The sequence below is a fragment of the Microbacterium sp. NPDC055455 genome, from assembly GCF_053619935.1.
Genome location: NZ_JBSHLB010000005.1, coordinates 20,357 through 46,347, shown reverse-complemented (window position 1 = coordinate 46,347; position 25,991 = coordinate 20,357). Strand labels below are relative to the sequence as shown.

Sequence of the window (25,991 nt, the reverse complement as noted above, 5' to 3'; positions counted from 1 at the left end):
TCCGCGAGGATGCGCGCCCGCGGGCGCGTCAGCCGAGGACGGCCCGCAGCGCCTCCATTGTCGACTCGGGACGGTCGCGGTGGGGCGAGTGGCCGGCGCCCGCCACCACCGAGACCGTGAAGTGCCGGTTCGCCGCGACCGCCGCCTCGGCGGGCTTGCCGCGGAAGATCGAGTACACACGGGGGTCCGAGGCGATGACGTGGGTCGGCACCTCGATGCGCAGAGCCGCCTCGGTCACATCCCAGCGCGTGTTCTGCGCGCTGGTCTGCTCCACCGCCCACCGGCTCGCCTGCTGCGCCGACAGCGCCTTCAGCTCGATGTCCTGCGGGTGCCAGTCGGGGTGCTCCGCGCGCACGGCGGCCTGGGACGGGTCGTCGAAGGCGCGGGTCTGGCTGTCGCGGACGATGCCGCGGTCGCGATCGGTCAGTGCGATCGCCGGGTCGATGAGCACCAGCTGCCGCGTCCAGCCGGGGTCGGACGCGGCGGCGAGCACGGCCGCCGCGCCGCCGAGCGAGTGACCGATGACGAGATCCCATGGGCGGTCGCCGGCGCGGGCGACGACGACGTCGGCCGCGTAGGCGGGGAGCGTGTAGTCGAGGACGCGCGGCGCCGATCCGTGACCGCGCAGGTCGACGGCATCGGCCCGCCATCCCGCGTCGGCGAGGGCGACGCCGTAGCGCCACATCAGCGCGCCGTTCGAGCCGAGGCCGTGGATGAGGAGGGCGCGGCGCTCGGCCGCGTGGTGACCCCACGAGAGGCGGGGCAGCGTCACGGGAGTGGGCATGCGCCCAGCCTAGGAGCGCGGGCGCACGGCGGACGAGCCGAACTCAGCGAACCTGCTCGAGCGCGTCGGCGATCTTGCCGAGGACGGTCGCCGCGCATTCGGACTCGTCGTCGGGGAGGTCGTCGATGACCTTCACGATGGCCGAGTGGTGGGCGGCGAACACCTCGTCCACCCGCTGCACGCCGTCGGGCGTCGGGACCAGGAAGTGGGCCCGCCGGTCGCGCGGGTGCTGGACGCGCGTGACGAAGCCGCGTCCCACGAGGCGTTCCACCACGTTCGTCACTGTGGCGCTGGACGTGTCGAGCATCGTGATGAGGTCCTTGGGGCCGAGATCGCGGTGGTCGCGCACACCCTGGACCAGCAGGCGCAGTGCTGTGAGGTCCAGGCTCGAGAGGCCGGAGGCCCGCAGCGCCCGGTCGGACTGGCGGCGCTCGGCGGCGCGCAGCTGCAGGATCGCCGCGCTCAGTCGCTGACCGGCAGCGGAGCGCGGCTGCGCGGCGTAGAGATGCTCGCTCTCGTGGCGGATCACATTCTGCGGCATGGGGCCTCCCCGGTGCTCGAGTCACGTATGGCGCTCGACGACGGCGTCCCGCGCGTAGCTCAGCCCGACGTACTCGCCCAGGGGCCGACTGAACTCGTCGCGCGCGAGGTACCGCGCGCGCCCCAGACGCTCGATGGAGCCGAGGAATCCGCCGGAGGCGTTCCCCACCCAGAAGCCGCTGTCGACTTCGTGCCAGGTCGCGATCGAGCGATCTTCCCGGATGCGCCCTGCGACGCGTTCGACCATCGTCATTTTGTCTCCGTAGCATACTCACTTGGCGGTTATGACGTCTAGTGAATTACACAACGGCTGTGATACATATTCACTGGTGTTGACAGATGGTGGACTGTATGCCACCGACGGCGTGAGGAGGATTGAGAGATGGCACAGCTGTACTACGGAGCAGAGGCCCGTCCCGCCGAGATTCCCGACCATGTGCTGGCGCACATCAAGGTGCTGGCGGCGACCAAGCTGCGTCGCGGGGAGTCGTTCATGCTCACGTGGCCGAACGGCGAGGACCCGGCGCAGGGCCGCACCTCGGTGTGGATGCAGCCTTCGATCCCGCTCCGCTTCGTCTTCGACGGTCCCGAGCCGGACAGCCTGGATCGCGAGTACCTCCGCACGCTCGCCGACGAGGCGATGTCGGGCCGGGGGATCGTGCTGGAGTGGAACGGCGAAGCGCCGGACGCACCGAGCGCCGAGACAGGCCCGGAGCAGCCCCGCCCGGTGTCTGCGGTCGCCGCCTGACGCCCGGCACGCGCACAATGGACTGGTGATCTCGACCGAACTGGCGGTGGCGCTGCGCGATGCCGGCCTCATCTGGCATCCGCGTTCCGGCGACCGGTTCCAGCTGAACGAGCCGGAGTTCGAGGCCGACGTCTTCACCGTCAGCGAGATGACGATCGAGCCGAGGGAGTACGCCACCGGCAAGCTGCTCGCCTTCAACGGCACCACCGAGTGGGCGCTGGACTCCGTCGCCCTCGAGGACGCGCTGTGGCTGCCGCACGAGCACCAGCTGCGCGAACTCCTGCGCGGGGCCTTCCGCGCGCTCCGGCGCCTTCCGGACACGCACGAGGTGGAGATCGTGCTGGGCGGGGAGCGGCGGGTGTTCGAGCATCCCGAACCCGCCGACGCCTACGCGCTCGCGGTCCTGGAGCTTCTGCGCCGTCTCGCGTGACGTCGGCCCGCCGACCTGCCGGAAGGGCGGACGCGGCCGGTGCAGAGGCTGGACGTCAGCCGATCGTGCTGACCGGCTCGGTGTCGGGGATCGGGCTCGCGCCCCGCACGCGCAGATCGGGGAGGCCACGGACGAAGGCGATGGCGACCGTGAGCGCGAGGCCGCAGAACGCCGCCGCGGCGATGTAGGCCGCAGCCACGCCGCCGGGGCCGTCGATGAGGAACCCCGCCACCGCCGAGCCCACCGCCGCGCCGATGAGCTGCCCGGTGCCGACCCACCCGAACGCCTCGGCCGTGTCGCTGAACTTCACGCTCGCCGTCGTGACCGCCGAGAGCACGGCGAGCGCCGGAGCGATGCCGATGCCCGCGACGAAGAGCGTGGCTCCGATCCACCACACGTTCAGCCACAGCGCCGTCAGGGCGAGCCCGAGCGTCACCACCGTCAGCCGCCGGGCCATCGCCCAGGACCCCATCGGCAGGTGGCCGAACGCGAAGCCGCCGATCAGGCTGCCGACCGAGAAGACCGCCAGCACCAGTCCCGCCTGGAGTCCGCCGTGATCGAAGGTCGCGACCACGGCGGCTTCCACGGCGGCGAACGAGCCGATGAGGAGGAAGCCGATCACCGTGGCGATGAGGATCGCCGGGCGCGTGAGCACCGTGCCGAACGACCTCTTGCTGCGCGGGATCCGGACGCGTCCGACCTCGGGGGAGAGGATGAACCACGTGCCGCCCGACACCAGGATCACCACGACCAGCACCAGCCCGACGACGGTGCCGGCCTGCGTGGCGACGAAGGTGATGAGCACCGGGGCGAGGATCCAGATGACCTCCTGCAGCGACGCGTCCAGCGAGTAGAGCGCGGTCAGCTGCGTCGAGTTCACCATCTTGGCGTAGATGGTGCGCACCGCGGCGACGATCGGCGGGGTCGAGGCGCCGGCGAGGAATCCGAGCACGATGTAGACGGGCACAGGGACGACGAGGAACGCGATGGCGGAGAGGGATGCCGCGCAGACCGCGGTCGTCAGCGTGAGCACGCGCCGCATGCCCCAGCGGCCCATCCAGCGGCTGGTGACGGGACCGGCGAGGGCCTGTCCGATCGAGACTGCCGCCAGCACGACGCCCGCCGCGCCGTAGGAACCGGTGATCCCCTCGATGTGCAGCAGGATGACGAGACTGATCATCCCGTTGGGGAATCGTGCCGTCAGCTGGGCGGCGATGATACGGGCGACCCCGGGAGTGCGCAGGAGTTCCCGGTAGCCGGCCACCTGTAAACGCTACGTCATGCGCGGCCCGGCCGACGACACGCCGACGACACGCCGAGGCGGCTCTCCACAGGCGAATCCGATGCCGGTCGCCGATGCGGCATCGCCGCTGTGGAGGAACGGGCGGCAGGGGCCGGGAAAGCGTGGGGATCCAGGCGTTTTCCAGGCTTCGTCCGCTGTGGATGGATCGGTGGACAACCTGTGTTGTACATGGGGAGAACGGTGGAAAATCACACGGATGTAACTACTAGCCCTTGTGGTGCTATCGGATGTCGGTACCCATATGTAGTATTGGACTCCCGGTGGGGGGACTACCGGGAATCGCTCCGGATGCCACCGGGGGAAGCACTGAGGAGACGGAATCGACATGGCGATCACGGTTTACACCAAGCCCGCGTGCGTGCAGTGCACGGCCACTTATCGGGCGCTCGATTCCAAGGGGATCGAGTACGAGATCCACGACCTCTCGGAGGACCCCGCGGCCCTCGAGCAGGTCAAGGCGCTGGGCTACCTCCAGGCGCCGGTCGTCATCACCGATGAGGACCACTGGTCGGGCTTCCGTCCCGACAAGATCGACGAGCTCGCCTCGCGACTGGGCTGACCGATGTCCGTCGTGACGCAGCGCGTCGCGACAGACGCGCCGCTGCTGGTCTACTTCTCCAGCGTGTCGGGCAACACCGCACGCTTCATCGAGAAGCTCGGCGCCCGGGCGGTCCGGATCCCTCTGCACACGACGGATCCGGCGCTCGTGGTCGACGAGCCGTACGTCCTCGTGACTCCCACCTATGGCGGAGGCCAGGGTAGGGGAGTCGAGAAGGGCGCCGTTCCGAAGCAGGTCATCCGGTTCCTCAACGACGAGCGCAACCGGCGCCTCATCCGCGGAGTGATCTCCGCGGGGAACGCCAACTTCGGCGAGCACTTCTGTCTCGCCGGCGACATCATCAGCCGCAAGTGCCACGTGCCGCACTTGTATCGGCTCGAGGTATTCGGCACGCCTGAAGATGTGGAACGCGTGAACGCGGGATTGGAACGATGGTGGAAACTCTGACGCAGAGCGACTTCAAGACTCAGGCACGGTTCGAGGGCATGGACTATCACGCCCTCAACGCGATGCTCAACCTGTACGACGCCGACGGGAAGATCCAGTTCGACGCCGACAAGCGCGCCGCACGGGAGTACTTCCTGCAGCACGTGAACCAGAACACGGTGTTCTTCCACTCCCTCAAGGAGCGCCTGGACTACCTGGTCGAGAAGGAGTACTACGAGCCGACGGTGCTCGAGAAGTACCCGTTCGAGTTCATCCAGCAGCTGAACGACTTCGCGTACGGCAAGAAGTTCCGCTTCGAGACGTTCCTCGGCGCCTTCAAGTACTACACGAGCTACACGCTGAAGACCTTCGACGGCAAGCGGTACCTCGAGCGCTTCGAGGACCGCGTCGTCATGACGGCGCTGGCGCTGGCCGACGGCGACCAGAAGCTGGCCACCGACCTGGTCGAAGAGATCATCTCCGGCCGGTTCCAGCCCGCCACCCCGACGTTCCTCAACGCCGGCAAGGCGCAGCGCGGCGAGCTCGTCTCGTGCTTCCTGCTGCGCATCGAAGACAACATGGAGTCGATCGCGCGCGGGATCAACTCCGCCCTCCAGCTGAGCAAGCGGGGCGGCGGCGTCGCCCTGCTGCTGTCGAACATCCGCGAGTCGGGTGCTCCGATCAAGCAGATCGAGAACCAGTCCTCGGGCATCATCCCGGTGATGAAGCTGCTCGAAGACAGCTTCAGCTACGCCAATCAGCTGGGCGCCCGTCAGGGTGCCGGCGCGGTGTACCTCAACGCCCACCACCCCGACATCATGCGCTTCCTCGACACCAAGCGCGAGAACGCCGACGAGAAGATCCGCATCAAGACGCTGTCGCTCGGCGTCGTGGTGCCGGACATCACCTTCGAGCTGGCCAAGAACGACGAGGACATGTACCTCTTCTCGCCGTACGACGTCGAGCGCGTCTACGGCCAGCCCTTCGGTGACGTCTCGGTCACCGAGAAGTACCGCGAGATGGTCGACGACCCGCGCATCAAGAAGACGAAGATCAACGCCCGCGAGTTCTTCCAGACGCTGGCCGAGATCCAGTTCGAGTCGGGCTACCCGTACATCATGTTCGAGGACACGGTGAACAAGGCCAACCCGATCAAGGGCCGGATCAACATGTCCAACCTGTGCTCCGAGATCCTCCAGGTCAACACGCCGACGACCTACAACGAGGACCTCTCGTACGCGCAGATCGGCAAGGACATCTCCTGCAACCTGGGCTCCCTCAACATCGCCCTCGCGATGGACGGCGGCAACCTGGCCAAGACGGTGGAGACCAGCATCCGCGCCCTCACCGCCGTCAGCGACCAGAGTCACATCCGCTCCGTCCGCTCGATCGAGGACGGCAACGACCGTTCGCACGCGATCGGCCTCGGGCAGATGAACCTCCACGGCTACCTGGCGCGCGAGCACGTGCACTACGGCTCGGAAGAGGGCGTCGACTTCACGAACATCTACTTCTACTCGGTGCTCTTCCACGCGCTGCGCGCGTCGAACAGGATCGCCATCGAGCGTGGCGAGGTGTTCGACGGCTTCTGGGATTCCAAGTACGCGACCGGCGAGTTCTTCGACAAGTACATCGACCAGGCATGGGTCCCGGCGACCGACAAGGTGAAGGACATGTTCGCCGGTCACCACATCCCGACGCAGGACGACTGGCGCGAGCTGAAGGCGTCGATCCAGCAGCACGGCATCTACAACCAGAACCTGCAGGCGGTGCCGCCCACCGGCTCGATCTCGTACATCAACAACTCCACCTCGTCGATCCACCCGATCGCGGCCAAGATCGAGATCCGCAAGGAGGGCAAGCTCGGCCGCGTCTACTACCCGGCCGCGTTCATGACGAACGACAACCTGGAGTACTACCAGGACGCCTACGAGATCGGCTACGAGAAGGTCATCGACACGTACGCCGCCGCCACCCAGCACGTGGACCAGGGGCTGTCGCTGACGCTGTTCTTCAAGGACACCGCCACGACGCGCGACATCAACAAGGCCCAGATCTACGCCTGGCGCAAGGGCATCAAGACGATCTACTACATCCGTCTGCGGCAGATGGCGCTCGAGGGCACGGACATGTCCGAGTGCGTCTCGTGCACGTTGTGATCCGACCTGAGACTTTCGGAGAAGAAGGAAAGATGAGCGAGAAGCTCCAGCTCCTGGATCACGTCCAGGCCATCAACTGGAACCGCATCCAGGACGACAAGGACCTCGAGGTGTGGAACCGCCTCGTGAACAACTTCTGGCTGCCCGAGAAGGTGCCGCTGTCCAACGACATCCAGTCGTGGAACACGCTCACCCCCGAGGAGCAGACCCTCACCATGCGGGTGTTCACCGGGCTCACCCTGCTCGACACGATCCAGGGCACCGTCGGCGCCGTTTCGCTGATCCCGGACGCCCTCACCCCGCACGAGGAGGCCGTCTACACGAACATCGCGTTCATGGAGTCGGTGCACGCCAAGTCGTACTCGTCGATCTTCTCGACCCTGTGCTCGACGAAGGAGATCGACGAGGCGTTCCGCTGGTCGGTGGAGAACGAGAACCTTCAGAAGAAGGCTCAGATCGTCATGGAGTACTACCGAGGCGACGAGCCCCTCAAGCGCAAGGTCGCCTCGACCCTGCTGGAGTCGTTCCTGTTCTACTCGGGCTTCTACCTGCCGATGCACTGGTCGAGCCGCGCCAAGCTCACCAACACCGCCGACCTCATCCGCCTCATCATCCGCGACGAGGCCGTGCACGGCTACTACATCGGCTACAAGTTCCAGCGCGGGCTCGAGAGGGTCGATGAGGCCACTCGCAACGACATCAAGGACTACACGTTCTCGCTGCTGTACGAGCTCTACGACAACGAGGTGCAGTACACGCAGGACCTCTACGACGGCGTCGGTCTCACCGAGGACGTCAAGAAGTTCCTGCACTACAACGCCAACAAGGCCCTCATGAACCTGGGCTACGAGGCGATGTTCCCCGCCACGGTCACGAACGTGAACCCGGCGATCCTGTCGGCTCTCTCGCCGAACGCCGACGAGAACCACGACTTCTTCTCGGGGTCGGGCTCGTCGTACGTCATCGGCAAGGCCGAGGCCACCGAAGACGAGGACTGGGACTTCTAGATCACCCCCGGGCCGCGGCGGGTGAATCGCCGTGCGGCCGGCCTCCGGACAGTCACGAGCGCCCCGGCGTTCCTCACCCTCGGGTGGGGGATGCCGGGGCGTTTCGCGCTCAGCGCATTGTCCCCCGAATGGGGGACACGGTAGTGTTGCGGCCGGGCGGGGAGCGAGGTCCTGGGAATATGACCTCGCCTCGGCCGACTGGGGAATCTCTGGGGCTACGCCGCCGACCTTCCCCGTGCGCACCCCCCGGCGCATAGGAGGGTCCCTCGGACGCTGCAGATAGAGCCTGTAGCGTCCGAGGGACCTGGGCGTCCCCCGCAGCGTTGTCACACGCCCATTGGGGAGGGGCTCGGCACTGGGGATGCCTTCGTAACGCGGCCGAACATGTGCGGGGATCGACCCGCTGCCACCATACCGAGTGGACACGGTGTTTTTCGCGATCCTCGCGCGAGGCGCGCCGTACAGGTGTTTCACAGGATCGCTCCGAACGCGCCGACGAACTCCCCGAAGTCGCGTAATAGACACCCCGGTGCGGTGTCTCTTCAATGGGGGATGACGCCGGAGCCCCGGTCCGGTGCCCCGGCCGCGAGTCCCGAGCTTGCGGCTACCGGGGGTGCCGACATTCTCGCGTCGGCCCCCCGGTCATATCTCCCCTCGACCGATCGCCATCTGGCGCCGTCGCGGCTTCCCCGACACGATGGACCTAGTCGTGAGTCCGCACCGTCGCGGGAGGTCTTCGTGGATGCCGCGTCCCCTGTCACACATCGCACCGTCGCGCTCATCGGGGCCGGCGGCGCCGGCAAGACGACACTCGCCGAGGCCCTGCTGCACCGCGCCGGTGCGATCCCGAGAATGGGGAGCGTCGAGCAGGGCACCACCGTGTGCGACTTCGAGGCCGAGGAGACCGCGCGAGGCGTGTCGCTGGGACTGTCGCTGGCGTACCTGGTGTGGGCGGCCGAGGGCGGCAGCACCGCGCTGACGCTGGCCGACACGCCGGGGCATCCTGATTTCATCGGCGCGGTCGACGCCGCGCTGTCCGTCGCCGACGTCGCCGTCGTCGCCGTCAGCGCCGTGGACGGCGTGACGGCGGGCACGAAGGCGGCGTGGGCGGCCGCCGAGGGGGCCGGTGTTCCGCGCATCGTCGTCGTGACGCAGGAGGACCGGGCGCGCGCCGACTTCCGCCGCGTGCTGGGAGAGCTGCGGAGCACGTTCGGCTCGCGGCTCGTGCCGCTGGAGCTGCCCGTGGGCGAGGAGCAGGGCTTCCATGCCATCGCCGACGTGCTCGGCGAGCACCTGCTGGTGTACGACGAGGGGGGTCGTCATCAGGAGGAGCCCATCCCCGCTGACATCGCCGACGAGGAGCACCGGCTCCACCAGGATGCGACCGAGGAGATCGTGTCGCACGACGACGCCCAGCTGGAGGCGTACCTCGACGGCGACGAGCCGTCCGCCCGCGAGCTCGGCCGCACCCTCGCGAAGGAGGTCGCCGCGAACGAGGCCGTCCCCGTGCTGCTGTGCTCCGCCGGCTCGGAGGCCGGCGTCGACCGCGTGCTGGATCTGCTCTGCGAGCTCGCTCCCGCGCCGGGGACGAGAGACGGGTCGATCCGCATCGGCGTCGACGACGACGGCGAGGGCGGTACCGAGCAGGCGGTCGCGATCGACGCGGCCGGCGAGCCGCTGGTGCATGTCTTCCGCACGCTGGCCGATCCGTTCGTCGGACAGGTCGCGATGCTCAAGGTGCTCTCCGGGGTGCTCCGGCCGGGCGACCGGCTGCACAACGCGACGACCGGTGCGGACGAGCGGATGCCGGCCCTGTTCCGGCTGCGCGGCGCCGAGCACCTCCCTGCCGACGCTCTCCGCGCCGGCGACGTGGGCGCGGTGGCCAAGCTCGCCGGCACGCCGTCGGGCTCGCTGCTGTGGAGCAGGCCGCGCACCGGTGCGCGGCCGAGGCGCCTGCCGGAGCGGCATCCGGTGTACGCGGTGAGCCTGGAGCCGGTCTCGCAGTCCGACGACGCGAAGCTGACGACCGCGCTCGCGCGGCTCGTATCGGACGACCCGACGCTCGTGGTCGATCGTGCAGGCGGGGCGACGGTCCTCCGGGGCCTCGGCGACACGCACGTCGCGGTGGCCGTCGAGCGGCTGGCCCGCGTGCTGGGCGTGCACGTCGAGACCTCGCCGGCGCCGGTCGCCTACCGGGAGACGATCGCGGGCACGGCCAGCGCTGAGGGCAAGCTGAAGAAGCAGTCGGGCGGTCACGGGCAGTTCGCGGTCGTGCAGTTGCGCGTCTCGCCGCTGGCGCCCGGCGGCGGGTTCGAGTTCCAGGACTCCGTCGTGGGCGGTGCCGTACCCCGCTCCTACATCCCCGCCGTCGAGAGGGGTGCCCGTGACGCGCTGGCGACGGGAGGGCCGCAGGGGCATCCAGTGGTCGACGTGCGCGTGGAGCTCTACGACGGCAAGGCGCACTCGGTCGACTCGTCCGAGATGGCGTTCCGCACGGCGGCATCGCTGGGGGTGAAGGCGGCACTGGCGCAGGCGGGCACCGTGCTGCTGGAGCCGGTCTCGAGGGTGACCGTCACCGTCCCGGCGACACTGCAGGGCCCGGTTCTCACCGACCTCGCCGGCCGCAGGGCTCGCGTCGGTTCCACCGAGCGCAGCGACGACGGCCGCGCCCGCATCAGGGCGACGGTCCCAGACTCCGAACTGCGCCGGTACGTGCTCGACCTGCGCTCGCTCACTGCCGGCCAAGGTGAGCTCGAGATCGTGCCGGAGCGTTACGAGCCGGCCAACGGGGTGCGCTGACGGGGCGCCCGCTCCGCACCGGCACGCGCCCGGAGGCGAATTCGGCCGAACGCGTGACACGGGGCCGTCTGCGTTCCTACAGTGGTCACATCGACGCGGGCTGTGGGAGCCTGCGGACCGGTGTCGCACGCGGTGGAATGGGGAGTGGGCCGTGGAGATGGACTCGGGATCCAAGGGCGACGCGGCCACCGCCGCGCCGGTGACGCGCGGAACGCTGATCTGGTTCGGCCTCGCGTTCGTGCTGCTGTCCTTCTTCGCCGCCTTCCTCGGGTCGTGGCTGGCGAGGAGCGTCGACACGGCGGACCCCGCCCCGTCGCCTTCCGCCACCGTCGCGACGCCCGAGTACGACGAGGTGCTCGCCGACGTGCTGCCGGCGGGCTCCGCCGTGCGGGCGGGCTCGGGACCGCCGGAGTCGGGCAAGGGGTATGAAGGCGACGTGTACATCGACATCCTGACCGCGGACCTGTATCTGTTCCAGGAGGACTGGTCCTTCGTGGCGAACCTGCGGGACGCGGCGGCTGAGAACCTCAGCGGCGAGCAGGGCCCGGAGGGCGCCCAGGGCCCCGCCGGCCCGCAGGGCGAGCAGGGCGAGGAAGGCGAGCAGGGCGAGCAGGGGGAGCAGGGGGAGCAGGGGGAGCAGGGTGCGCCCGGCACCCAGGTGCTGCTCGGCACGTCGGAACCCGACGCGGACGCCTGCGCGACGGACGGAGATGTCTTCATCGACACCGTGACGGTGCAGTTCTACCAGTGCGCGGCCGGCGAGTGGGTGCTGTTCGGCCCGACGCCCGCGCCCGAGCCGTCGCCGGACGAGTAGACCTCAGCGTCGCGTCGACGCGGTGACCGTGAACTTGGCGTTCCGGCCGATCTGCGTCGTCGGGCCCACGATGCGCTCGAGTGCGGCGCGGTACCGCAGGCCGGAGTTCCACACCGCCCACAGCCGCCCGCCCGGCTGGAGCACGCGGGCGGCCTCGGCGAACATGAGCGGGGCGATGCCCTCGTGCACCGCTGAGCCGGAATGGAAGGGCGGGTTGAGGGCGATGAAGGCAGCGCTGCGGTCGGCCCGCGAACGCAGCATGTCGTCGCGGACCACCTCGACGCGGTCCGCGACGGAGTTCGCGGCAGCCGTGGCCAGGGCGGATGCCACGGCGGCGGCGGACTGGTCCATCGCGAGCACGCGCAGCCCTGGATTGCGCAGGGCGAGCGCGGTGGCGATCACGCCGGTGCCGCAGGCGAAGTCGATGGCCGGCGACGCGCGATCGTCTACGAGGGGGAGATGCTCCAGGAGGAACCGGGTGCCGATGTCGATCGAGGGGCCGGCGAACGCGCCGCCGAACGCGCACACGACGAGGCCGTCGTGCACCTGCATCCGGGGCTCTGGGTCCGCGCCGCCGCGGGGCTCACGAGCGACGAGCACCCGCGACTTCTGGCGGGCGTGGCTGACGTCCAGCCGTGCGAATCGCTCGCGCAGGACGTCGTTCATCGCGAGCGACATGTGCTTCACCCGCCCGCCCGCGTAGACCTCCACGTCGCGGGCCGCGTGCGCCGCGACCAGCCCGGCGATGTCGCGCAGGGCGTCGAGGGAGCGGGGCAGGCGCAGCAGCACGACCCGCGCGTCGCGCACCAGCTGGGGGTCCAGCGGCAGCGACGAGAAGGCGTCACCCAGGCCGCAGCGCGCGGCGTTGGCGGCCAGTGCCCGCTCGCCGGTGAGCGGGTCCTGGTGGACGCGGACGCCGCGCGCCTCCTCGGCCGCTGCGCCCAGCGTGAGGGCGCCGTAGCCGTCGCCGATGACGACGAGCTCGCCGGCGTCGGCTCTGCGACGGGCGGCGGCCGATTCGTCGAGGAGCAGCCGGTCCGCAGCATCCGCCGCCAGGAGATCGGGAGCCTCGACGTCGGGCCACCGCCGCAGACCGTCGATCGAGAACGTCACCGTCCCACGGTAGCGGTCGCCGCGTGGGATGGATCGGCCGCCCGGCCGCGGATGAGCGGCGCTCGGACGCGCCGGGGGCTAGCATTTAGCCCGTGTCCGAGCGTCCGTTCAGCCCCGTCATCGCGCTGCTGACGGTGGCGAGCGTGTGGGACCAGCACCTCGGCGCCCAGCTGCGCGACCTCGGGCTCACCACCAGGAAGTACGGGCTGCTCGCGCACATCGACGTGACCCCGGGCATCTCCTTCAGCGAGCTCGCCCGCCGCTCTCAGATCACAGTGCAGTCCGCGCACACCGCCGTGCAGACCCTCGTGGACGCCGGACTCGTCGCCGACGCCACCGCGCATGCCGGAGCGGCGTCCGATCTTCGCGTCACCGACCGTGGCGGCGCGGTGCTTCGGGCAGCCGAGGAGCGACTGGCCAGGCTCGACGCCGCCCTCGCGGAGGGCGCGCCGGAACTCGCCACCGCGCTCGAGGGACTCCATGAGGAGCCCTACGGGTTGGACCGCCCCACACGCCTTCAGGGGACCTGAAGGAGTTTCAGCTACGCTGAAGGTGTGTTTCGCAACCCGCATTCCCTGTTCCGCTTCCTCGCCATCGCGGAAGCCGTCTCCTGGACCCTCCTCATCGCCGGACTCATCGCCCGTGCCGCCACGGGGTGGGCGCCGGGCGTCACCATCGGCGGCGGCATCCACGGCTTCATCTTCCTGTCGTACGCGGCGACGGTCGTCCTCGTCGCGCTGAACAACCGGTGGCGGGTCGCCCCGACCGCCGTCGCACTCGTCAGTGCCGTGATCCCCTATGCGACGATCCCGACCGAGCTGTGGCTGCAGCGCACCGGACGGCTGGCAGGAGCGTGGCGGCTGGAGGCGACCGATGACCCGCGGGACGCGAGCTGGTTCGACCGGCTGATGCGCTGGTTCCTGCGGCGGCCGTGGGTTCTCGGTGCGCTCATCGCGCTCGCGGTGATCGCGCTCTTCGTGGTGCTGCTGATCCTCGGCCCGCCCGGCGGGCGCGACTGAGCCGTCATCGCCGGGAATAGCCCGCGCCCGAGCTCGCGTTGAAGTTGACATCGCAGGTATCAAGTTCAAGACTTGATACTCGTCCACTCAAGTTCAGGAGAGACGGAATGCCCGAAGACCTCACCCCACAGGCCGGCGGCGAGGAGAGCTCGTTCGACGAGTTCCTGGCACGCTACCTCGCGGGGGAGCGTGCGCGCGCAGAGCGCTCCATCGATCTCAGCCGGTACCTCGGCGCCCGCACGCAGGAGCTCCTCCAGCGCGCCGGCAGGTACGCGCTCGAGCGCGGCCAGCACGAGCTGGACGCCCTCCACGTGCTGCGCGTCCTCGTCTCCGAGCCCCCGGCCCGGGACGCGGTCCGTCGCATCGGCGCCGACGTCGCGGCGATCGTGCGCGCCGCGGAGGACCGCCTCCCCGCCGCGTCGGCGGCTGCCGACGTCGACGGGGCCGTCGTCACCTCGTCGGTGCAGCGCGCCCTGTTCCACGCCTTCCAGGTGGCGCGCTCATCCGGCTCGACGTACGTCGACCCCGAGCACCTCTTCTTCGCGCTGGTGCTGGCGCAGGACACCCCTGCCGGTCAGGTGCTGGCACGGGCCGGCGTGACCGCCGAGGCGCTCACGCAGGGCGCCCGCGAGACGGTGTCGCCGTCTGCGGCACCCGACGGCGATGACGAGACGGATGCCGCGGCATCCGGCACCCCCATGCTCGCCGCGTACGGCACCGACCTGACCGCTCGCGCCGCGGCCGGCGAACTCGACCCGGTGATCGGGCGGGCCGACGAGATCGAGCAGACGATCGAGATCCTGAGCCGCCGCACCAAGAACAACCCCGTGCTCGTCGGCGAGGCCGGCGTGGGCAAGACCGCCATCGTGGAGGGACTCGCCCAGGCCATCGTCGACGGCGCGGTGCCGGAGCAGCTGCTCGGCCGGCGCGTGGTCTCGCTCGACCTGCCCGCGATGCTCGCGGGCACGCGCTACCGCGGCGACTTCGAGGAGCGCCTCACCAAGACGATGGACGAGATCGCCGCCCGCAAAAGCGAGCTGATCGTCTTCATCGACGAGGTGCACACCGTCGTCGGTGCGGGCGGCGCCGGTGACGGCGGCATGGACGCGGGGAACATCCTCAAGCCACGGCTCGCGCGCGGCGACCTGCACCTCGTCGGTGCGACCACGCTCAAGGAGTACCGCCTCATCGAGAAGGACCCGGCGCTGGAGCGCCGGTTCCAGCCGGTGAAGGTGGGCGAGCCCTCGATCGAGGACGCCGTGCTCATCCTGCGGGGCCTCAAGTCCGCGTACGAGGAGCACCACGGCATCGTGTACACCGACGAGGCGCTGCGGGCCGCCGTCGAGCTCAGCGACCGCTATCTCACCGAGCGCGTCCTGCCCGACAAGGCGATCGACCTCATCGACCAGGCCGGTGCGCGGCTGCGGCTGCGGCTGGGCGCCCAGGTCGACGTGAGCGGTCTGATCGAGCGGCTGGCGACCCTCGAGGCGGACAAGAACGCCGCCGTCTCGGCCGAGCACTATGAGGAGGCGTCGCGCATCCGCGACGAGATCGGCGACGTGCAGGGGCGGATCGAGCGGGCGACCGCTGCCGGCGCCGCGACCCGCGCGGATGCGATCGTCGACGAGCCGGAGATCGCCGCGGTGATCAGCCGTGCGACCGGCATCCCGGTGAACCGCCTCACCGAGACCGAGCGGGAGCGCCTCGCGGCGCTCGAGGACGAGCTGCACGGCCGTGTGATCGGCCAGGACGACGCAGTGACCGCCGTCGCCAAGGCGGTGCGACGCAACCGCACGGGCATGGGCGACGCCCGGCGCCCGGTCGGGTCGTTCCTCTTCCTCGGCCCGACGGGCGTCGGCAAGACGGAGCTCGCCAAGGCGCTCGCGGCGAGTCTCTTCGACGACGAGGGCGCCGTCATCCGCTTCGACATGAGCGAGTTCGGCGAGCGGCACACGGTGTCGCGGCTGGTCGGCGCTCCTCCCGGATACGTCGGCTACGACGAGGCCGGCCAGCTCACCGAGCGCGTGCGGCGCAACCCGTACTCGATCGTGCTGTTCGACGAGATCGAGAAGGCGCACCCCGACGTGTTCAACCTGCTGCTGCAGGTGCTCGACGACGGGCGCCTCACCGACGGGCAGGGCCGCACGGTCGACTTCCGCAACACCGTGATCGTCATGACGTCCAACCTCGGCTCGGAGTTCCTCGCCTCGCGCGGCGGCGCCATCGGATTCCTCCCCGATGGGGGCGGTCCGACCGGCTTCGGATCGGAGAAGGATCTGCGCGATCGCGTGTTCGGCAAGCTCCGCGAGGCGATGCGACCCGAGTTCCTCAACCGCATCGACGAGATCGTGCTGTTCCGCAAGCTCGAGAAGCCGCAGCTCGAGCGCATCGTCCGCCTGCTGCTGGGGGCATCCGAGTCGCGTCTGGCCAGGCGCGAGGTCGACCTCATCGTCACCGACGGCGCCGTGGCGTGGCTGGCCGAGCACGGCTACGAGCCCGAGTACGGCGCGCGCCCGCTGCGCCGGCTCATCCAGCGCGAGGTCGACGACCGCATCGCGGACCTGTTCGTGACGGGTGCGCTGGCCGACGGCGGCACCGTCACCGTGGATGCCGCAGCGGACGGATTGTCCGTCGCAGCCGGTTCGGCGTTCGCGGCGGCCGCATAGCGGACCCCTCAGGCCGAGAGGCGCCGTGCCGTCGGGCACGGCGCCTCTCGTCGTCCGGCCGGCGAGGAGCCCGTCCCCGCGCCGGGAAGCGCCGGCGGCTCACGCCGACAGGAGCCTCCGCAGCGTGCGCGCGTTGTGCACCGCGTGGCCCTCGCCGTCGTTGTTGAAGTACGCGTGCACCTCGTGACCCGAGCCCTCCCACTCGCGGATGCGCTCGGCCCACCACGCGAGGTCGGCATCCGAGTACGAGCCGCGGTACAGGTGCCTGTGGTCCGGGCCGTGAAGGCGCACGTAGACCAGGTGCGCGGTCGCCCGCAGGACGCACGGCAGCCGCGCCCCGCTCATGACGCAGTAGGCGGCGCCGTGGCGTTCCAGCATCCCGAAGACGTTCTCGTCGACCCACGACGGGTGGCGGAATTCGATCGCGGGCCGGGTCCACGCCGGGAGAGTCGAGAGGAAGTGGTCCAGCCGCGCGTCGTCGCGCTCCATCGCGGGATGGAGCTGGACCAGCAGCGGGCCCCGTCGCCCGTCCAGTTCGTGCATGCCCCGCGTGACCCGATCGATCCACACCTCGGGCTCCAGCAGCCGCCGGGCATGGGTCAGCCCCCGCGGCGCCTTGACCGCCATCTCGAACCCCTCGGGAAGCCGGTCGCGCCACGCGGCGAAGCGCGCGTCGGCGGGCCAGCGGTAGAAGCTGCCGTTGAGCTCCACGACGTCGAACTCGGCGGCGTACTGGTCCAGCCACCCCCGCTGATCCCCGTGGTAGAGCACACCTCGCCAGTGCGGGTAGACCCAGCCCGACGTCCCGATCCGTGCCATGTGCCCAGGATGCACGTGCTCCTCGACGCGTCGGGAGCGGGTTGCGAACCGGCAGGGATGCTTGTAGACCCTGCGCTGTCCGCCCGCGTGATCGCGCGGAGTCGGCGCCGCCTGCCAGAGTGGGTCCATGACCCGCATCGGCGCGATCTTCAACCCGTACACGCACACCCCCGACGAGTTCCGCGACGCGGTGCTGGCGGCCGAGCGCGCGGGCGTCCCCGAGCTGTGGGTGTGGGAGGACTGCTTCCGACTGTCCGCCTTCGCCGCCGTCGGGGCCGCACTGGCGTGGACCGACCGGCTGCGCGTCGGGATCGGCATCGCGCCGATGCCGCTGCGCAACGCCGCGGCGACGGCGATGGAGATCGCGACGCTCGAGCGGCTGTTCCCCGGCCGGCTGCTGCCCGGCGTCGGTCACGGGGTGCTGCCGTGGATGGGTCAGGTCGGCGCGCGCGTCTCTTCGCCGCTCTCGCTCATGCGCGAGTACGTGCCCGCCCTGCGCAGCCTGCTCGCCGGCGAGCGCGTCGACGTCGAAGGCCGCTACGTCCGGCTCGACGGCGTGCAGCTGGACTACCCGCCGGCGACGCCGCCGCTCGTGTACGCCGCAGCCGAGGGTCCGAAGACGGTGCGGTTGAGCGGAGAGGTCGCCGACGGCACCGTGCTCGATTCCGGACACACCGCGACGGAGGTCGCCGAGCGCGTCTCGGCGATCCGCGATGCGCGGATGACCGCGGGCCGTCCCGGCGAGCACGACATCGTCGCGTACGTGGTGACGGCGTTCGGGGCGGATGCCGAGGCCCGCGCGATCGCCGACGTCGGCGACAAGCCCGACCCCGCCGAGCGCGCCCTGTGGGGGGATCCCGCGGCCGTCGCGGCGGGTGCGGGCGCGTTCTTCGACGCCGGCGTCGACGAGGTGGTCCTGCTCCCTGCGTCGCGCACCGGCATGCCGGAGTTCTACGCCGCCGCAGGAGAGGTCGCCCGGCTCGTGGAGCGCGGGCGGTGAGCGCGCGCGTCTCGATCGGGATCGCAGCGGCCGCCGGCGCCGATCTCGCTGCGCGCCTCGCACCGCAGGTCGAGGCCGCCGGCTTCCACGCGCTGTGGGTCAACGACACCCCGGGCTCCGATGCACTGGAGGTGCTCGCGGGGGCCGCTCGCGCGTCGGAGCGTCTGGTCCTCGCGACCGGGGTGCTTCCCGTCGACCGGCGCGAGCCCGCGCAGATCCTCGAGCGCGTCGCCGAGCTGGACCTGCCCGCCGACCGGCTCGTGCTGGGGATCGGCTCCGGCGCGGGCGCCGTCGGCGCGCTCGCGCGGGTGCGCGACGCCGCCGCCGCGCTCCGCGAGGGCTCCCGCGCGCGCGTCGTCGTCGGGGCGCTGGGCCCGCGGATGCGGCGGCTCGGGGCCACGGCATCCGATGGTCTGCTCCTGAGCTGGCTCACGCCCGAGGCGGCGCGCGAACAGGCGGCCGAAGCCCACGGGCTCGCGTCCGACGCCCACGTCGCGCTGTACGTGCGGACCGCTGTCGAGGACGCGGCGATCCCGCGGCTGGAGGGCGAGACGGCGCGCTACGCGGGGTTTCCGGCGTATGCGGCGAACCTCGAGCGGCTCGGCATCGACGCCGGCGCGACGGTGCTGCGTCCGGACGCCGTCGCCGACGGCCTCGCGGCGTACCGTCCTCACGTCGACGAGGTGGTGCTCCGGGCGATCGTGGCCGAGGAGTCCCCGGCGGCGTACGAGCGGTTCGTTCAGGTCGCGGCGACCGCCGCGACCTGAACGAACCGGTCAGCGTCCCGTACGCGGGACCTCGAGGTCGACCCACACCAGGCGGTGGTCGCTGCTCGGGAAGGGGAAGACGCCGGTCAGCGCCGACAGCGGGTCGGCCTGCACGGGCCAGAACACCCCCGCATCGGCGATGCCGAGCTGACGCGAGGGAAGCACGTAGTCCGCGCGCAGGTTGCCCGGTGCCGTGTCGGCGAAGTCGGCGGTGTCGAAGCGCGGGTCGCCGCGGTGGGTGGCGTTGGCGCCGCCCTGCAGCGCGGCCGCCTCGACGGCCCCCGCCGACGCCGGCAGCGGATCCTGGATGCGACGGTTGCCGAGCAGCTGGTCGATCGCGGCGTCGACCGAGTCTCCGTCCAGCGGGTCCGCGTTCTGGTCGCCGAGGATCACGAACGACTCGGCGGGTGAGAGGCCGCCGCGCACACCCTCATCGTCGTAGATGTAGCGCCCCTGGCCGGGGGTGACGTAGTCGGCCCAGAACCGGATCTCGTCGTGGTTCCGGCGTCCGTTGCGGTCCTCCGTGCTGTCGAACGTGGGGGGCGTCGGGTGGGATGCGAGCACGTGGACGGTCTGATCGCCCACCTGCACCGGGACGTCCCAGTGCGACTTGCTCGACAGCCGGAACACCGCGAGCTCCTCCGGCGAGTACCAGTCGGCGGGCGCGGCCGTCGCGGGGTCGTCGGGCAGGAGAGCGCCGGGCATGTCCTTCCAGAGGAAGCCCTGGAAGGTGCGCACGTCGTCGGCCACGATCGGATGCTTCGAGAGCACGACCATCCCGTACTGGCCGGGGAAGGCGCCGAAGCCGAACGCGTCGTCGCCGCCGCCGACCGCGCCGCTGTTGTTCAGGTCGAACCCGCTCGGGATGCCGGTGTTGGACGGCGCGACGAACGCGTAGGGATACTCGACGGGGTCGGCACCCTGCTGGCCGACTTCGAGGTAGTTCTCGCGGAACAGGTCGACCGCGATGCCGCCCTCGACGTAGTCGAACTCGTTGAGGAGGACGACGTCGGGATCCGCCCGCTGGATGATCTCGGCCACGGTCCGCGCCTGCGCGTTCGCGCCGGTGGACAGATCCGTGACCAGGTCGCCGGCGTTCGCGCGGTTCAGCGAGAGGTTGAAGGTCGCCACCCGCAGGGTCTCGTCCTGGACGGGGCGACCCGGGGATCCGGGGGCCGCGACGGCGGGCGCCGCGCCGGTGGCGGCGAGGGCGAGAGCGGCGGCGACGGCGAGCGTGCCGCGGAGTCGAGTCGACATCGGGGCTCCTTCGGGGCGAGATCCTGTGACGGTGGGGATACCGCCTCCACGCTAGGCGCGGGAGGTGACCAGCGGAAGAACACCCGAGGAAGCGTCCGCGCGGATGCGCGCGAGGACTGTCGGAGGACGGTGCGACAATGCGGGGGTGCTGCTCAACGATCTCGTCCTCGCGACGGAGGCGGTGGCCGCGACGTCGTCGCGACTTGCCAAGGTGGCCGCGCTCGCGGCGGTGGTGCGCGAACTCGACCCCGACGAGGTCGCTCCCGCGATCGGGTTCCTGGTCGCGAGCCCGAGGCAGGGGCGGCTCGGCGTCGGGTGGCGCGGCCTCAGCGACCTCGACGTCGGCCACGCCGACGCTCCCTCGCTCGGCATCCTCGACGTCGACGCGGCGCTGAGCCGGCTCGCCGGCTCCGACGGCCCCGGATCGGTGGCGGCGCGACGCGGCGAGCTGCAGGCGCTCGCGGCCCGCGCGACGGCGGGGGAGTGGGACTTCCTCCAGCGCGTGATGCTCGGCGAGCTCCGCACCGGCGCGCTCGAAGGCGTGCTGCTCGACGCCATCGCGAAGGCGTCCGACCGCGACGCGCCGGCGGTGCGCCGCGCGGCGATGCTGTCGGGCGATCTCGGCGCGACAGCCCGCGTGGCCCTGGCCGGAACTCCCGCCGACCTCGCCGCCATCGGGCTCGCGGTCGGCAGGCCCGTGCTGCCCATGCTGGCGGCCACCGCGTCGTCTCCGACGGCGGCGCTCGAGTCGATCGGCGGGGTCGGCGGGCAGGCCGCGGCGTCGGTCGAGTTCAAGCTCGACGGTGCGCGCATCCAGGTGCATCGCGACGGCGACGAGGTGCACGTGTACACGCGCAGCCTCGCCGAGATCACGCACCGCGTTCCCGAGATCGTCGACGTCGTGCGGGCGTTCCCCGCCCGGCGGGTGATCCTCGACGGCGAGACGCTCGCGCTCGACGAGGACGGCGGCCCCCGGCCGTTCCAGGACACCATGGCGCGCTTCGGTTCCGAGACGGCCGACGCCTTCGGCGCCGAGTCCGCCCAGGCGGTCGTGCTGCGACCCTGGTTCTTCGACATCCTGCACGTCGACGGCCGGGATCTCATCGACGAGCCCCTCGAGACACGGCTGGGCGAGCTCGCGCGCATCGCCGGCGACGCGCGCATGCCGGGCATCGTCACGAGCGACCCCGGGCGGGCGGAGGAGTTCTCGCGGGAGGCCCTCGCTGCCGGTCACGAGGGCATCATGGTCAAGGCCGTCGACGCGCCGTATGCGGCGGGGCGCCGTGGCAAGAGCTGGCTGAAGGTGAAGCCGGTGCTGACCTACGACCTCGTGGTGCTCGCGGTGGAGTGGGGGTCGGGCCGCCGCACCGGGCTGCTCTCCAACCTCCATCTGGGCGCACTCGACCCGACCGGGGAGTTCGGCGAGCCCGGCGGCTTCGTCATGGTCGGCAAGACGTTCAAGGGGCTCACCGACGCGACGCTGCGGTGGCAGACCGAGCACTTCCCGGCGATCGAGACCCATCGCTCGTCCTCCGCCGTGCACGTGCGTCCCGTCACGGTGGTCGAGATCGCCATCGACGGCGTGCAGCGCTCGCCTCGCTACCCGGGCGGCGTCGCCCTGCGCTTCGCGCGGGTCAAGGGCTATCGACCGGACAAGCGGCCCGACGAGGCCGACACGATCCAGACGCTGCGAGCCCTGCTGCGCGGATGAGTCCACCCCCGTCGCGCGTCAACCGCCTGCGACGACATACCGGTGCTCCGGCCGGCCCGTCGTGCCGTACCGCAGCCGGACTTCGACCTGCCCGCGGCTCGCCAGGCCCGCGAGGTGACGCTGGGCGGTCGCGCGGGAGATCCCCACCCGCTCGGCGACCTCGGACGCGGAGGCCTCGCTGTCGCCGAGGCCCTCGAGGATCAGCTGCTCCGTCGCCGATCGCGCCACCGTCGCCGGCTCCGCGCCGCCGTGCATGATCATGAGCGCCCGGTCGATCTGCTCCTGTTCGAGAGGACGGTCGGTGAGGAGCAGGTTGCGCATGCGCGCGTAGCGGTCGAGCCGGTCCGCGAGCGCGCGCGCGTCGAACGGCTTGGCGAGGTAGGCGATCGCACCCGCGCGAAGGGCCCGGCGCACGGTAGGGGCATCGGTCGCCGCCGACAGCACGAACGCGTCGGTGTCGACGCCGGCGACGAAGTCGACGCCGTCACCGTCGGGGAGGAAGGCGTCGACCAGGAGCAGGTCGGGGCGCTGCGTCCGCAGCGCCTGCCGCGCCGCGCCCAGCGAGTGCACCGGAGCCAGCGCGGTGAAGCCGGGGCGGGATGCGACGATGTCGCGATGCAGTCCCGCGACGCGGAAGTCGTCGTCGACGACGAGCACGTGGATGGATCCGGTCACCGGTTCTCCTCCTCATCCGTGTTCCGTCCGGCGCGCAGCGCGCCGGGGATCCTCGCCCCGAAGACGGCGCCCGACTGCGCGCCACCGGCGTCGATCACCCAGACGTCCCCGCCGCGGCGCCGGGCGAGATCGCGCGACAGCGGCAGTCCGAAGCCGTGACCGTGGACGCGGTCGCCGGCCCCGTCGTCCGCTTCGGCCTCGACGGGGTCGCGGAAGCCCGCGCGCGCGAACGGGTCGGCGCCGGAGGGGCGGATGCCGCGGCCGGAGTCCGACACGGTCATGACGAGCTCATCCTCGTCTCCGAACAGCGCGATCTCGACCCAGGCAGGCCCGGATCCGTCGACCGCCGCGGTCACGGCGTTGCCCACGAGGTTGCCGAGGATCGCGGCCACGTCCTCCGCCGCCACGACCTCGCTCAGCAGGAGCGTGTCGTCGGAGATGCGGACGCTCACGCCGCGCTCCCGGGCCGTGGCCGCGGTCGCGCCGATGAGCGACGTGAGGAACGCATCCGGCACGCGCTCGAGGCCGGCCACGCCGAAGTCCACCGCGCCGCGCTCCGTGAGGTCGCCGAGGAAGCTGCGCGCCTCGTCGACGCGGTCCGCATCGATGAGACCGGATGCCACGTGCAGCCGGTTCGCGAACTCGTGCCGCTGCACCCGCAGCGCCTCGGTCATGGCACGCACGGTCTCCAGGCGCCCGGCCAGCGCTTCCACGTCGGTGCGGTCGCGCACCACGACGATCCGGCCGAGCGCGCGTCCGCCGCGCACGACGGGGCGGGTGTCGAGGTACAGCACGCGGTCGCCCACCACCGCCTCGACGGCGGACGCGCCCTGGATGACCGCCTCACGGACGGCGTCGGGCAGTGGCAGCTCCTCGAACCGGCGGCCGACCGGTCCGTCGAGCCCCAGCATCCGCTCCGCCGCCTGGTTGCAGACCTGCACTCGGCCGTCGGGCGACAGCGCCAGGACGCCGTCGCCGACTCCCTCCAGGACCGCGGCCTGGTTCTGCACCAGCGCGACGAGCTCCTCGGGCTGCAGGCCCAGGGTCAGCCGCTCGAACCGCCGCCGCAGCAGCAGCGTGGCCAGCGCGGCGAGCGCGACGCCGCCCATGGCGGCGACGGCGATCGTCGCGAGCAGCGCCGGGAGGTCGTCGAAGACGCTCGCGCGCTCGAAGCCGACGCTCACCTCGCCGACCGGCGCGCCCTCGCCCTCGGGGTAGATCGGCACCTTCGCCCGCGCGGACTCGCCGAGCGTGCCCACCTCCCAGTCGACGACCTCGTTGCCCTCGAGCACCTCCGCGAACGGCGTGGAGACGACCTCGCCGAGGAGCGCCTCGGTGGGATGGGCGAGACGGATGCCGTGATCGTCGGTGATGACCACGAAGAGGGCATCGGTGCGCTCGGCGACGTCCGCCGCGATCGCTTGGAGCGGCCCGCCGCGCAGATCCGCGGCATCCGGAGTCCCGGGGTCCGCCGAGAGCTCGGCGACCAGCGCCTTCACGTCCCCGTCCTCGGCGACCGTGCGGGCGATGTTGAGCGCAGCGGCCTCGGACTCCTCGCGCAGCTGGCGAACCCCCAGCCACCCGAACACGACGGCGCAGACCGCGACGACGGCGGCGACGGTCGCGAGCTGCGCCAGCAGGAGCCGTGTCGCGAAGCGCATCCCACCCCCAGCGTCCGTCCCGGTCTTGCGCGCACGCGAGCACAATGCGCAGAAGACACCCTACGCGCAGAACCTGCGGCAATGCGAGCAAGCGCGCGCCGCGCCGCCGGCCTTTCGTAACGTGTCCGGACGCGCACCCAGGGGTGCGGACGCACGACACGACGAAGGAGTCGACATGCAGGCTGCAGCCTCGCTGATCGTCCAGGCCGCCGAGGCGGAGGAGGGCTACGCGACCGCGTTCGTCCCGCCGGAGTGGGTGCTGGTGGCACTCGGGTTCACGATGGTCCTGGTGTTCATGGCGCTCATCATGACCAGGCGCCTCACGCCCATGGTGGCGCTCATCGTCGTGCCGACCGCGTTCGGGCTGTTCGCGGGTGCGGGACTCGGACTGGGCGACATGATCCTCGACGCGATCGGCAGCATGGCGCCGACCGCGGCGCTGCTCATGTTCGCCATCATGTACTTCGGCATCATGATCGACGTGGGTCTCTTCGACCCCCTCATCCGCTCGATCACCCGTCTGCTCGGCGACGATCCGGCGAAGGTCGTGCTCGGCACGGCGCTCCTCGCCGGCGCCGTCTCGCTCGACGGCGACGGGTCGACGACGTTCATCATCACGACCTCGGCCATGCTGCCGATCTATCTGCGCCTGGGCATGAGCCCGGTCGTGCTCACGTGCGTCGCCGGGCTGATGAACGGCACCCTCAACATCGTGCCGTGGGGCGGGCCCACAGTGCGCGCGGCGACGGCGCTCGGCCTCCAGCCGACCGATGTCTTCGTGCCGATGCTGCCGTCGCTGGCGGCGGGCGTCGTCGTCGCCCTGGCGTTCTCGTGGTTCCTCGGTCTCGCCGAGCGCAAGCGGCTGGGCAGCATCGACACGTCGCGCCTGGACGACGGGGGCGGGGTGCTCGCCGGTCCGCGCATCTTCCGGGGCTCGGACGCGAAGCCCGGCGCCCGCGCGACGCTGCGCACCGGCAACATCGTGACGCTCGCCGGCGGACGCGGCGCAGTGCCCGTCGCGACGGCGGTCGTCGACCGCGAGGACACCGCGATGGCCGACACGATCCTCGACCCGAACCGGGCGTCCCTGCGGCCCAAGCTGATCTGGTTCAACCTGGCGCTCACGATCGCCGTGATGGTGCTCCTCGTGCTGGACGTCTTCCCGCTCGCCTACGTCTTCATGGTGGGCGCCGCCGTCGCCCTCGTCGTCAACTTCCCCAAGCTCAAGGGGCAGGCCGACGAGATCGTCGCGCACGCCCCGAGCATCGTGGGCGTCGTGTCGATGGTGCTCGCCGCCGGCGTGCTGGTCGGGGTGCTCAACGGCACCGGCATGGTCGACGCGATGGCGACGTGGATCACGACGGTGATCCCGGCATCCCTCGGCCCGTTCCTCGCGGTCATCACGGGCGTCCTGTCGATCCCCTTCACGTTCTTCATGTCGAACGACGCGTTCTACTACGGCATCCTGCCGGTGCTCGCCCAGAGCGCGGAGCACTTCGGGATCGCGCCGGTGGAGATGGCTCGCGCCTCCATCACCGGCCAGCCGGTGCACCTGCAGAGCCCGCTCGTGCCGGCCATCCTGCTGCTGGTCTCGCTGGCGAGCGTGAACCTCGGCGATCACCACAAGAAGGTGCTGTGGCGGGCCTGCGTGGTCTCGCTCGCGATGCTCGCCGTCGGGGTGCTGGTCGGAGCCATTCCTCTGATGGCGTGACCGCCGCGGGCGCCCCCTCGTAG

General features: G+C 71.0%; 24 protein-coding genes. 15 read left to right on the top strand and 9 right to left on the bottom strand.

All coding sequences use genetic code 11. The features are described from left to right. Positions 1 to 28: 28 nt before the first annotated feature. The 3 genes from ACWGUG_RS13720 to ACWGUG_RS13710 are packed head-to-tail and all read right to left on the bottom strand — an operon-like array spanning position 29 to position 1,577. The gene (locus tag ACWGUG_RS13720; RefSeq protein WP_452325003.1) at positions 29 to 784 is read right to left on the bottom strand and encodes an alpha/beta fold hydrolase; all 756 of its coding nucleotides are present in this window, start codon (positions 782 to 784) and stop codon (positions 29 to 31) included. Between the two features lie 43 nt (positions 785 to 827). Continuing rightward, complete coding sequence (locus ACWGUG_RS13715) at positions 828 to 1,325, bottom strand: MarR family winged helix-turn-helix transcriptional regulator (RefSeq protein ID WP_336396545.1); 498 nt, start codon at positions 1,323 to 1,325, stop codon at positions 828 to 830. A 21-nt stretch (positions 1,326 to 1,346) separates the two neighbouring features. Then, positions 1,347 to 1,577 (bottom strand): hypothetical protein, encoded by a 231-nt coding sequence (locus ACWGUG_RS13710; protein WP_336396544.1) that lies wholly within the window; start codon positions 1,575 to 1,577, stop codon positions 1,347 to 1,349. Between the two features lie 129 nt (positions 1,578 to 1,706). Here ACWGUG_RS13710 and ACWGUG_RS13705 point away from each other — a divergent pair, with 129 nt between their 5' ends. Then, positions 1,707 to 2,072, top strand: coding sequence for a DUF7882 family protein (locus ACWGUG_RS13705; protein ID WP_336396543.1), 366 nt, complete (start codon positions 1,707 to 1,709; stop codon positions 2,070 to 2,072). Between the two features lie 25 nt (positions 2,073 to 2,097). Beyond that, a complete protein-coding gene (locus tag ACWGUG_RS13700) occupies positions 2,098 to 2,502 on the top strand; it encodes a pilus assembly protein CpaE (RefSeq protein ID WP_452325002.1) in 405 nt (134 codons plus the stop codon). Between the two features lie 55 nt (positions 2,503 to 2,557). Here ACWGUG_RS13700 and ACWGUG_RS13695 read toward each other — a convergent pair whose 3' ends face one another. Further along, a complete protein-coding gene (locus tag ACWGUG_RS13695) occupies positions 2,558 to 3,766 on the bottom strand; it encodes an MFS transporter (protein ID WP_336396541.1) in 1,209 nt (402 codons plus the stop codon). Positions 3,767 to 4,130: 364 nt separating this feature from the next. Here ACWGUG_RS13695 and nrdH point away from each other — a divergent pair, with 364 nt between their 5' ends. The 6 genes from nrdH (at position 4,131) to ACWGUG_RS13665 (ending at position 11,569) form a co-directional block, all read left to right on the top strand. Further along, positions 4,131 to 4,364, top strand: a complete 234-nt coding sequence (gene nrdH, locus ACWGUG_RS13690; RefSeq protein WP_336396540.1) for a glutaredoxin-like protein NrdH — start codon at positions 4,131 to 4,133, stop codon at positions 4,362 to 4,364. A 3-nt stretch (positions 4,365 to 4,367) separates the two neighbouring features. Beyond that, positions 4,368 to 4,811 (top strand): class Ib ribonucleoside-diphosphate reductase assembly flavoprotein NrdI, encoded by a 444-nt coding sequence (nrdI, locus tag ACWGUG_RS13685; RefSeq protein WP_452325001.1) that lies wholly within the window; start codon positions 4,368 to 4,370, stop codon positions 4,809 to 4,811. Then, entirely contained in the window at positions 4,796 to 6,949 is a 2,154-nt protein-coding gene (nrdE, locus tag ACWGUG_RS13680; protein ID WP_336396538.1) for a class 1b ribonucleoside-diphosphate reductase subunit alpha, read from the top strand. Before nrdI ends, nrdE begins: the two co-directional genes overlap by 16 nt. Positions 6,950 to 6,981: 32 nt before the next feature. Beyond that, the gene (gene nrdF / locus ACWGUG_RS13675) at positions 6,982 to 7,956 is read left to right on the top strand and encodes a class 1b ribonucleoside-diphosphate reductase subunit beta (RefSeq protein ID WP_336396537.1); all 975 of its coding nucleotides are present in this window, start codon (positions 6,982 to 6,984) and stop codon (positions 7,954 to 7,956) included. A gap of 738 nt (positions 7,957 to 8,694) precedes the next feature. Beyond that, positions 8,695 to 10,755 (top strand): elongation factor G, encoded by a 2,061-nt coding sequence (locus tag ACWGUG_RS13670; RefSeq protein WP_452325000.1) that lies wholly within the window; start codon positions 8,695 to 8,697, stop codon positions 10,753 to 10,755. Positions 10,756 to 10,906: 151 nt separating this feature from the next. Then, positions 10,907 to 11,569: a hypothetical protein gene (locus ACWGUG_RS13665; protein ID WP_378881628.1), complete on the top strand. Its 663-nt coding sequence runs from the start codon at positions 10,907 to 10,909 to the stop codon at positions 11,567 to 11,569. Positions 11,570 to 11,572: 3 nt separating this feature from the next. Here the strand turns inward: ACWGUG_RS13665 and ACWGUG_RS13660 are convergent, their stop codons facing one another. After that, on the bottom strand, positions 11,573 to 12,682 hold the full coding sequence (locus tag ACWGUG_RS13660) for a class I SAM-dependent methyltransferase (RefSeq protein WP_452324999.1): 1,110 nt from the start codon (positions 12,680 to 12,682) through the stop codon (positions 11,573 to 11,575). A gap of 92 nt (positions 12,683 to 12,774) precedes the next feature. Here ACWGUG_RS13660 and ACWGUG_RS13655 point away from each other — a divergent pair, with 92 nt between their 5' ends. The 3 genes from ACWGUG_RS13655 (at position 12,775) to ACWGUG_RS13645 (ending at position 16,367) form a co-directional block, all read left to right on the top strand. Then, complete coding sequence (locus ACWGUG_RS13655; RefSeq protein WP_452324998.1) at positions 12,775 to 13,212, top strand: MarR family winged helix-turn-helix transcriptional regulator; 438 nt, start codon at positions 12,775 to 12,777, stop codon at positions 13,210 to 13,212. Positions 13,213 to 13,236: 24 nt separating this feature from the next. Beyond that, positions 13,237 to 13,701, top strand: coding sequence for a DUF3817 domain-containing protein (locus ACWGUG_RS13650; RefSeq protein ID WP_452324997.1), 465 nt, complete (start codon positions 13,237 to 13,239; stop codon positions 13,699 to 13,701). Positions 13,702 to 13,808: 107 nt separating this feature from the next. Then, entirely contained in the window at positions 13,809 to 16,367 is a 2,559-nt protein-coding gene (locus ACWGUG_RS13645; protein WP_452324996.1) for an ATP-dependent Clp protease ATP-binding subunit, read from the top strand. Positions 16,368 to 16,466: 99 nt separating this feature from the next. On the opposite strand, the gene ACWGUG_RS13640 is transcribed toward ACWGUG_RS13645, so the two are convergent. After that, entirely contained in the window at positions 16,467 to 17,186 is a 720-nt protein-coding gene (locus tag ACWGUG_RS13640) for a DUF72 domain-containing protein (RefSeq protein WP_452324995.1), read from the bottom strand. Between the two features lie 127 nt (positions 17,187 to 17,313). Here ACWGUG_RS13640 and ACWGUG_RS13635 point away from each other — a divergent pair, with 127 nt between their 5' ends. Then, entirely contained in the window at positions 17,314 to 18,186 is an 873-nt protein-coding gene (locus ACWGUG_RS13635; RefSeq protein WP_452324994.1) for an LLM class flavin-dependent oxidoreductase, read from the top strand. Then, positions 18,183 to 18,953: an LLM class flavin-dependent oxidoreductase gene (locus ACWGUG_RS13630; protein ID WP_452324993.1), complete on the top strand. Its 771-nt coding sequence runs from the start codon at positions 18,183 to 18,185 to the stop codon at positions 18,951 to 18,953. Before ACWGUG_RS13635 ends, ACWGUG_RS13630 begins: the two co-directional genes overlap by 4 nt. A gap of 9 nt (positions 18,954 to 18,962) precedes the next feature. Here the strand turns inward: ACWGUG_RS13630 and ACWGUG_RS13625 are convergent, their stop codons facing one another. Then, positions 18,963 to 20,210 carry an endonuclease/exonuclease/phosphatase family protein gene (locus tag ACWGUG_RS13625; RefSeq protein ID WP_452324992.1) on the bottom strand — a complete coding sequence of 416 codons (1,248 nt, stop codon included), beginning with the start codon at positions 20,208 to 20,210 and terminating at the stop codon, positions 18,963 to 18,965. A gap of 145 nt (positions 20,211 to 20,355) precedes the next feature. Here ACWGUG_RS13625 and ACWGUG_RS13620 point away from each other — a divergent pair, with 145 nt between their 5' ends. Next, positions 20,356 to 21,921: an ATP-dependent DNA ligase gene (locus ACWGUG_RS13620; protein WP_452324991.1), complete on the top strand. Its 1,566-nt coding sequence runs from the start codon at positions 20,356 to 20,358 to the stop codon at positions 21,919 to 21,921. An 18-nt stretch (positions 21,922 to 21,939) separates the two neighbouring features. Here ACWGUG_RS13620 and ACWGUG_RS13615 read toward each other — a convergent pair whose 3' ends face one another. Both ACWGUG_RS13615 and ACWGUG_RS13610 read right to left on the bottom strand, forming a co-directional pair. Further along, positions 21,940 to 22,596 (bottom strand): response regulator, encoded by a 657-nt coding sequence (locus ACWGUG_RS13615; RefSeq protein WP_452324990.1) that lies wholly within the window; start codon positions 22,594 to 22,596, stop codon positions 21,940 to 21,942. Further along, complete coding sequence (locus ACWGUG_RS13610; RefSeq protein WP_452324989.1) at positions 22,593 to 24,257, bottom strand: ATP-binding protein; 1,665 nt, start codon at positions 24,255 to 24,257, stop codon at positions 22,593 to 22,595. The genes ACWGUG_RS13615 and ACWGUG_RS13610 overlap by 4 nt, the downstream gene beginning before the upstream one ends. Before the next feature lie 175 nt (positions 24,258 to 24,432). On the opposite strand from ACWGUG_RS13610, the gene ACWGUG_RS13605 reads away from it, so the two are divergent. Further along, complete coding sequence (locus ACWGUG_RS13605) at positions 24,433 to 25,968, top strand: CitMHS family transporter (protein WP_452324988.1); 1,536 nt, start codon at positions 24,433 to 24,435, stop codon at positions 25,966 to 25,968. Positions 25,969 to 25,991 lie beyond the last annotated feature (23 nt).

Coding starts and splice junctions, on each gene's coding strand:
- nrdE (WP_336396538.1), top strand. CDS start 4,796: ATGGTGGAAACTCTGACGCAGAGCGACTTCAAGACTCAGGCACGGTTC.
- nrdF (WP_336396537.1), top strand. CDS start 6,982: ATGAGCGAGAAGCTCCAGCTCCTGGATCACGTCCAGGCCATCAACTGG.
- ACWGUG_RS13610 (WP_452324989.1), bottom strand. CDS start 24,257: ATGCGCTTCGCGACACGGCTCCTGCTGGCGCAGCTCGCGACCGTCGCC.
- ACWGUG_RS13715 (WP_336396545.1), bottom strand. CDS start 1,325: ATGCCGCAGAATGTGATCCGCCACGAGAGCGAGCATCTCTACGCCGCG.
- ACWGUG_RS13720 (WP_452325003.1), bottom strand. CDS start 784: ATGCCCACTCCCGTGACGCTGCCCCGCCTCTCGTGGGGTCACCACGCG.
- ACWGUG_RS13625 (WP_452324992.1), bottom strand. CDS start 20,210: ATGTCGACTCGACTCCGCGGCACGCTCGCCGTCGCCGCCGCTCTCGCC.
- ACWGUG_RS13635 (WP_452324994.1), top strand. CDS start 17,314: ATGACCCGCATCGGCGCGATCTTCAACCCGTACACGCACACCCCCGAC.
- nrdI (WP_452325001.1), top strand. CDS start 4,368: ATGTCCGTCGTGACGCAGCGCGTCGCGACAGACGCGCCGCTGCTGGTC.
- ACWGUG_RS13645 (WP_452324996.1), top strand. CDS start 13,809: ATGCCCGAAGACCTCACCCCACAGGCCGGCGGCGAGGAGAGCTCGTTC.
- nrdH (WP_336396540.1), top strand. CDS start 4,131: ATGGCGATCACGGTTTACACCAAGCCCGCGTGCGTGCAGTGCACGGCC.
- ACWGUG_RS13605 (WP_452324988.1), top strand. CDS start 24,433: ATGCAGGCTGCAGCCTCGCTGATCGTCCAGGCCGCCGAGGCGGAGGAG.
- ACWGUG_RS13640 (WP_452324995.1), bottom strand. CDS start 17,186: ATGGCACGGATCGGGACGTCGGGCTGGGTCTACCCGCACTGGCGAGGT.
- ACWGUG_RS13705 (WP_336396543.1), top strand. CDS start 1,707: ATGGCACAGCTGTACTACGGAGCAGAGGCCCGTCCCGCCGAGATTCCC.
- ACWGUG_RS13710 (WP_336396544.1), bottom strand. CDS start 1,577: ATGACGATGGTCGAACGCGTCGCAGGGCGCATCCGGGAAGATCGCTCG.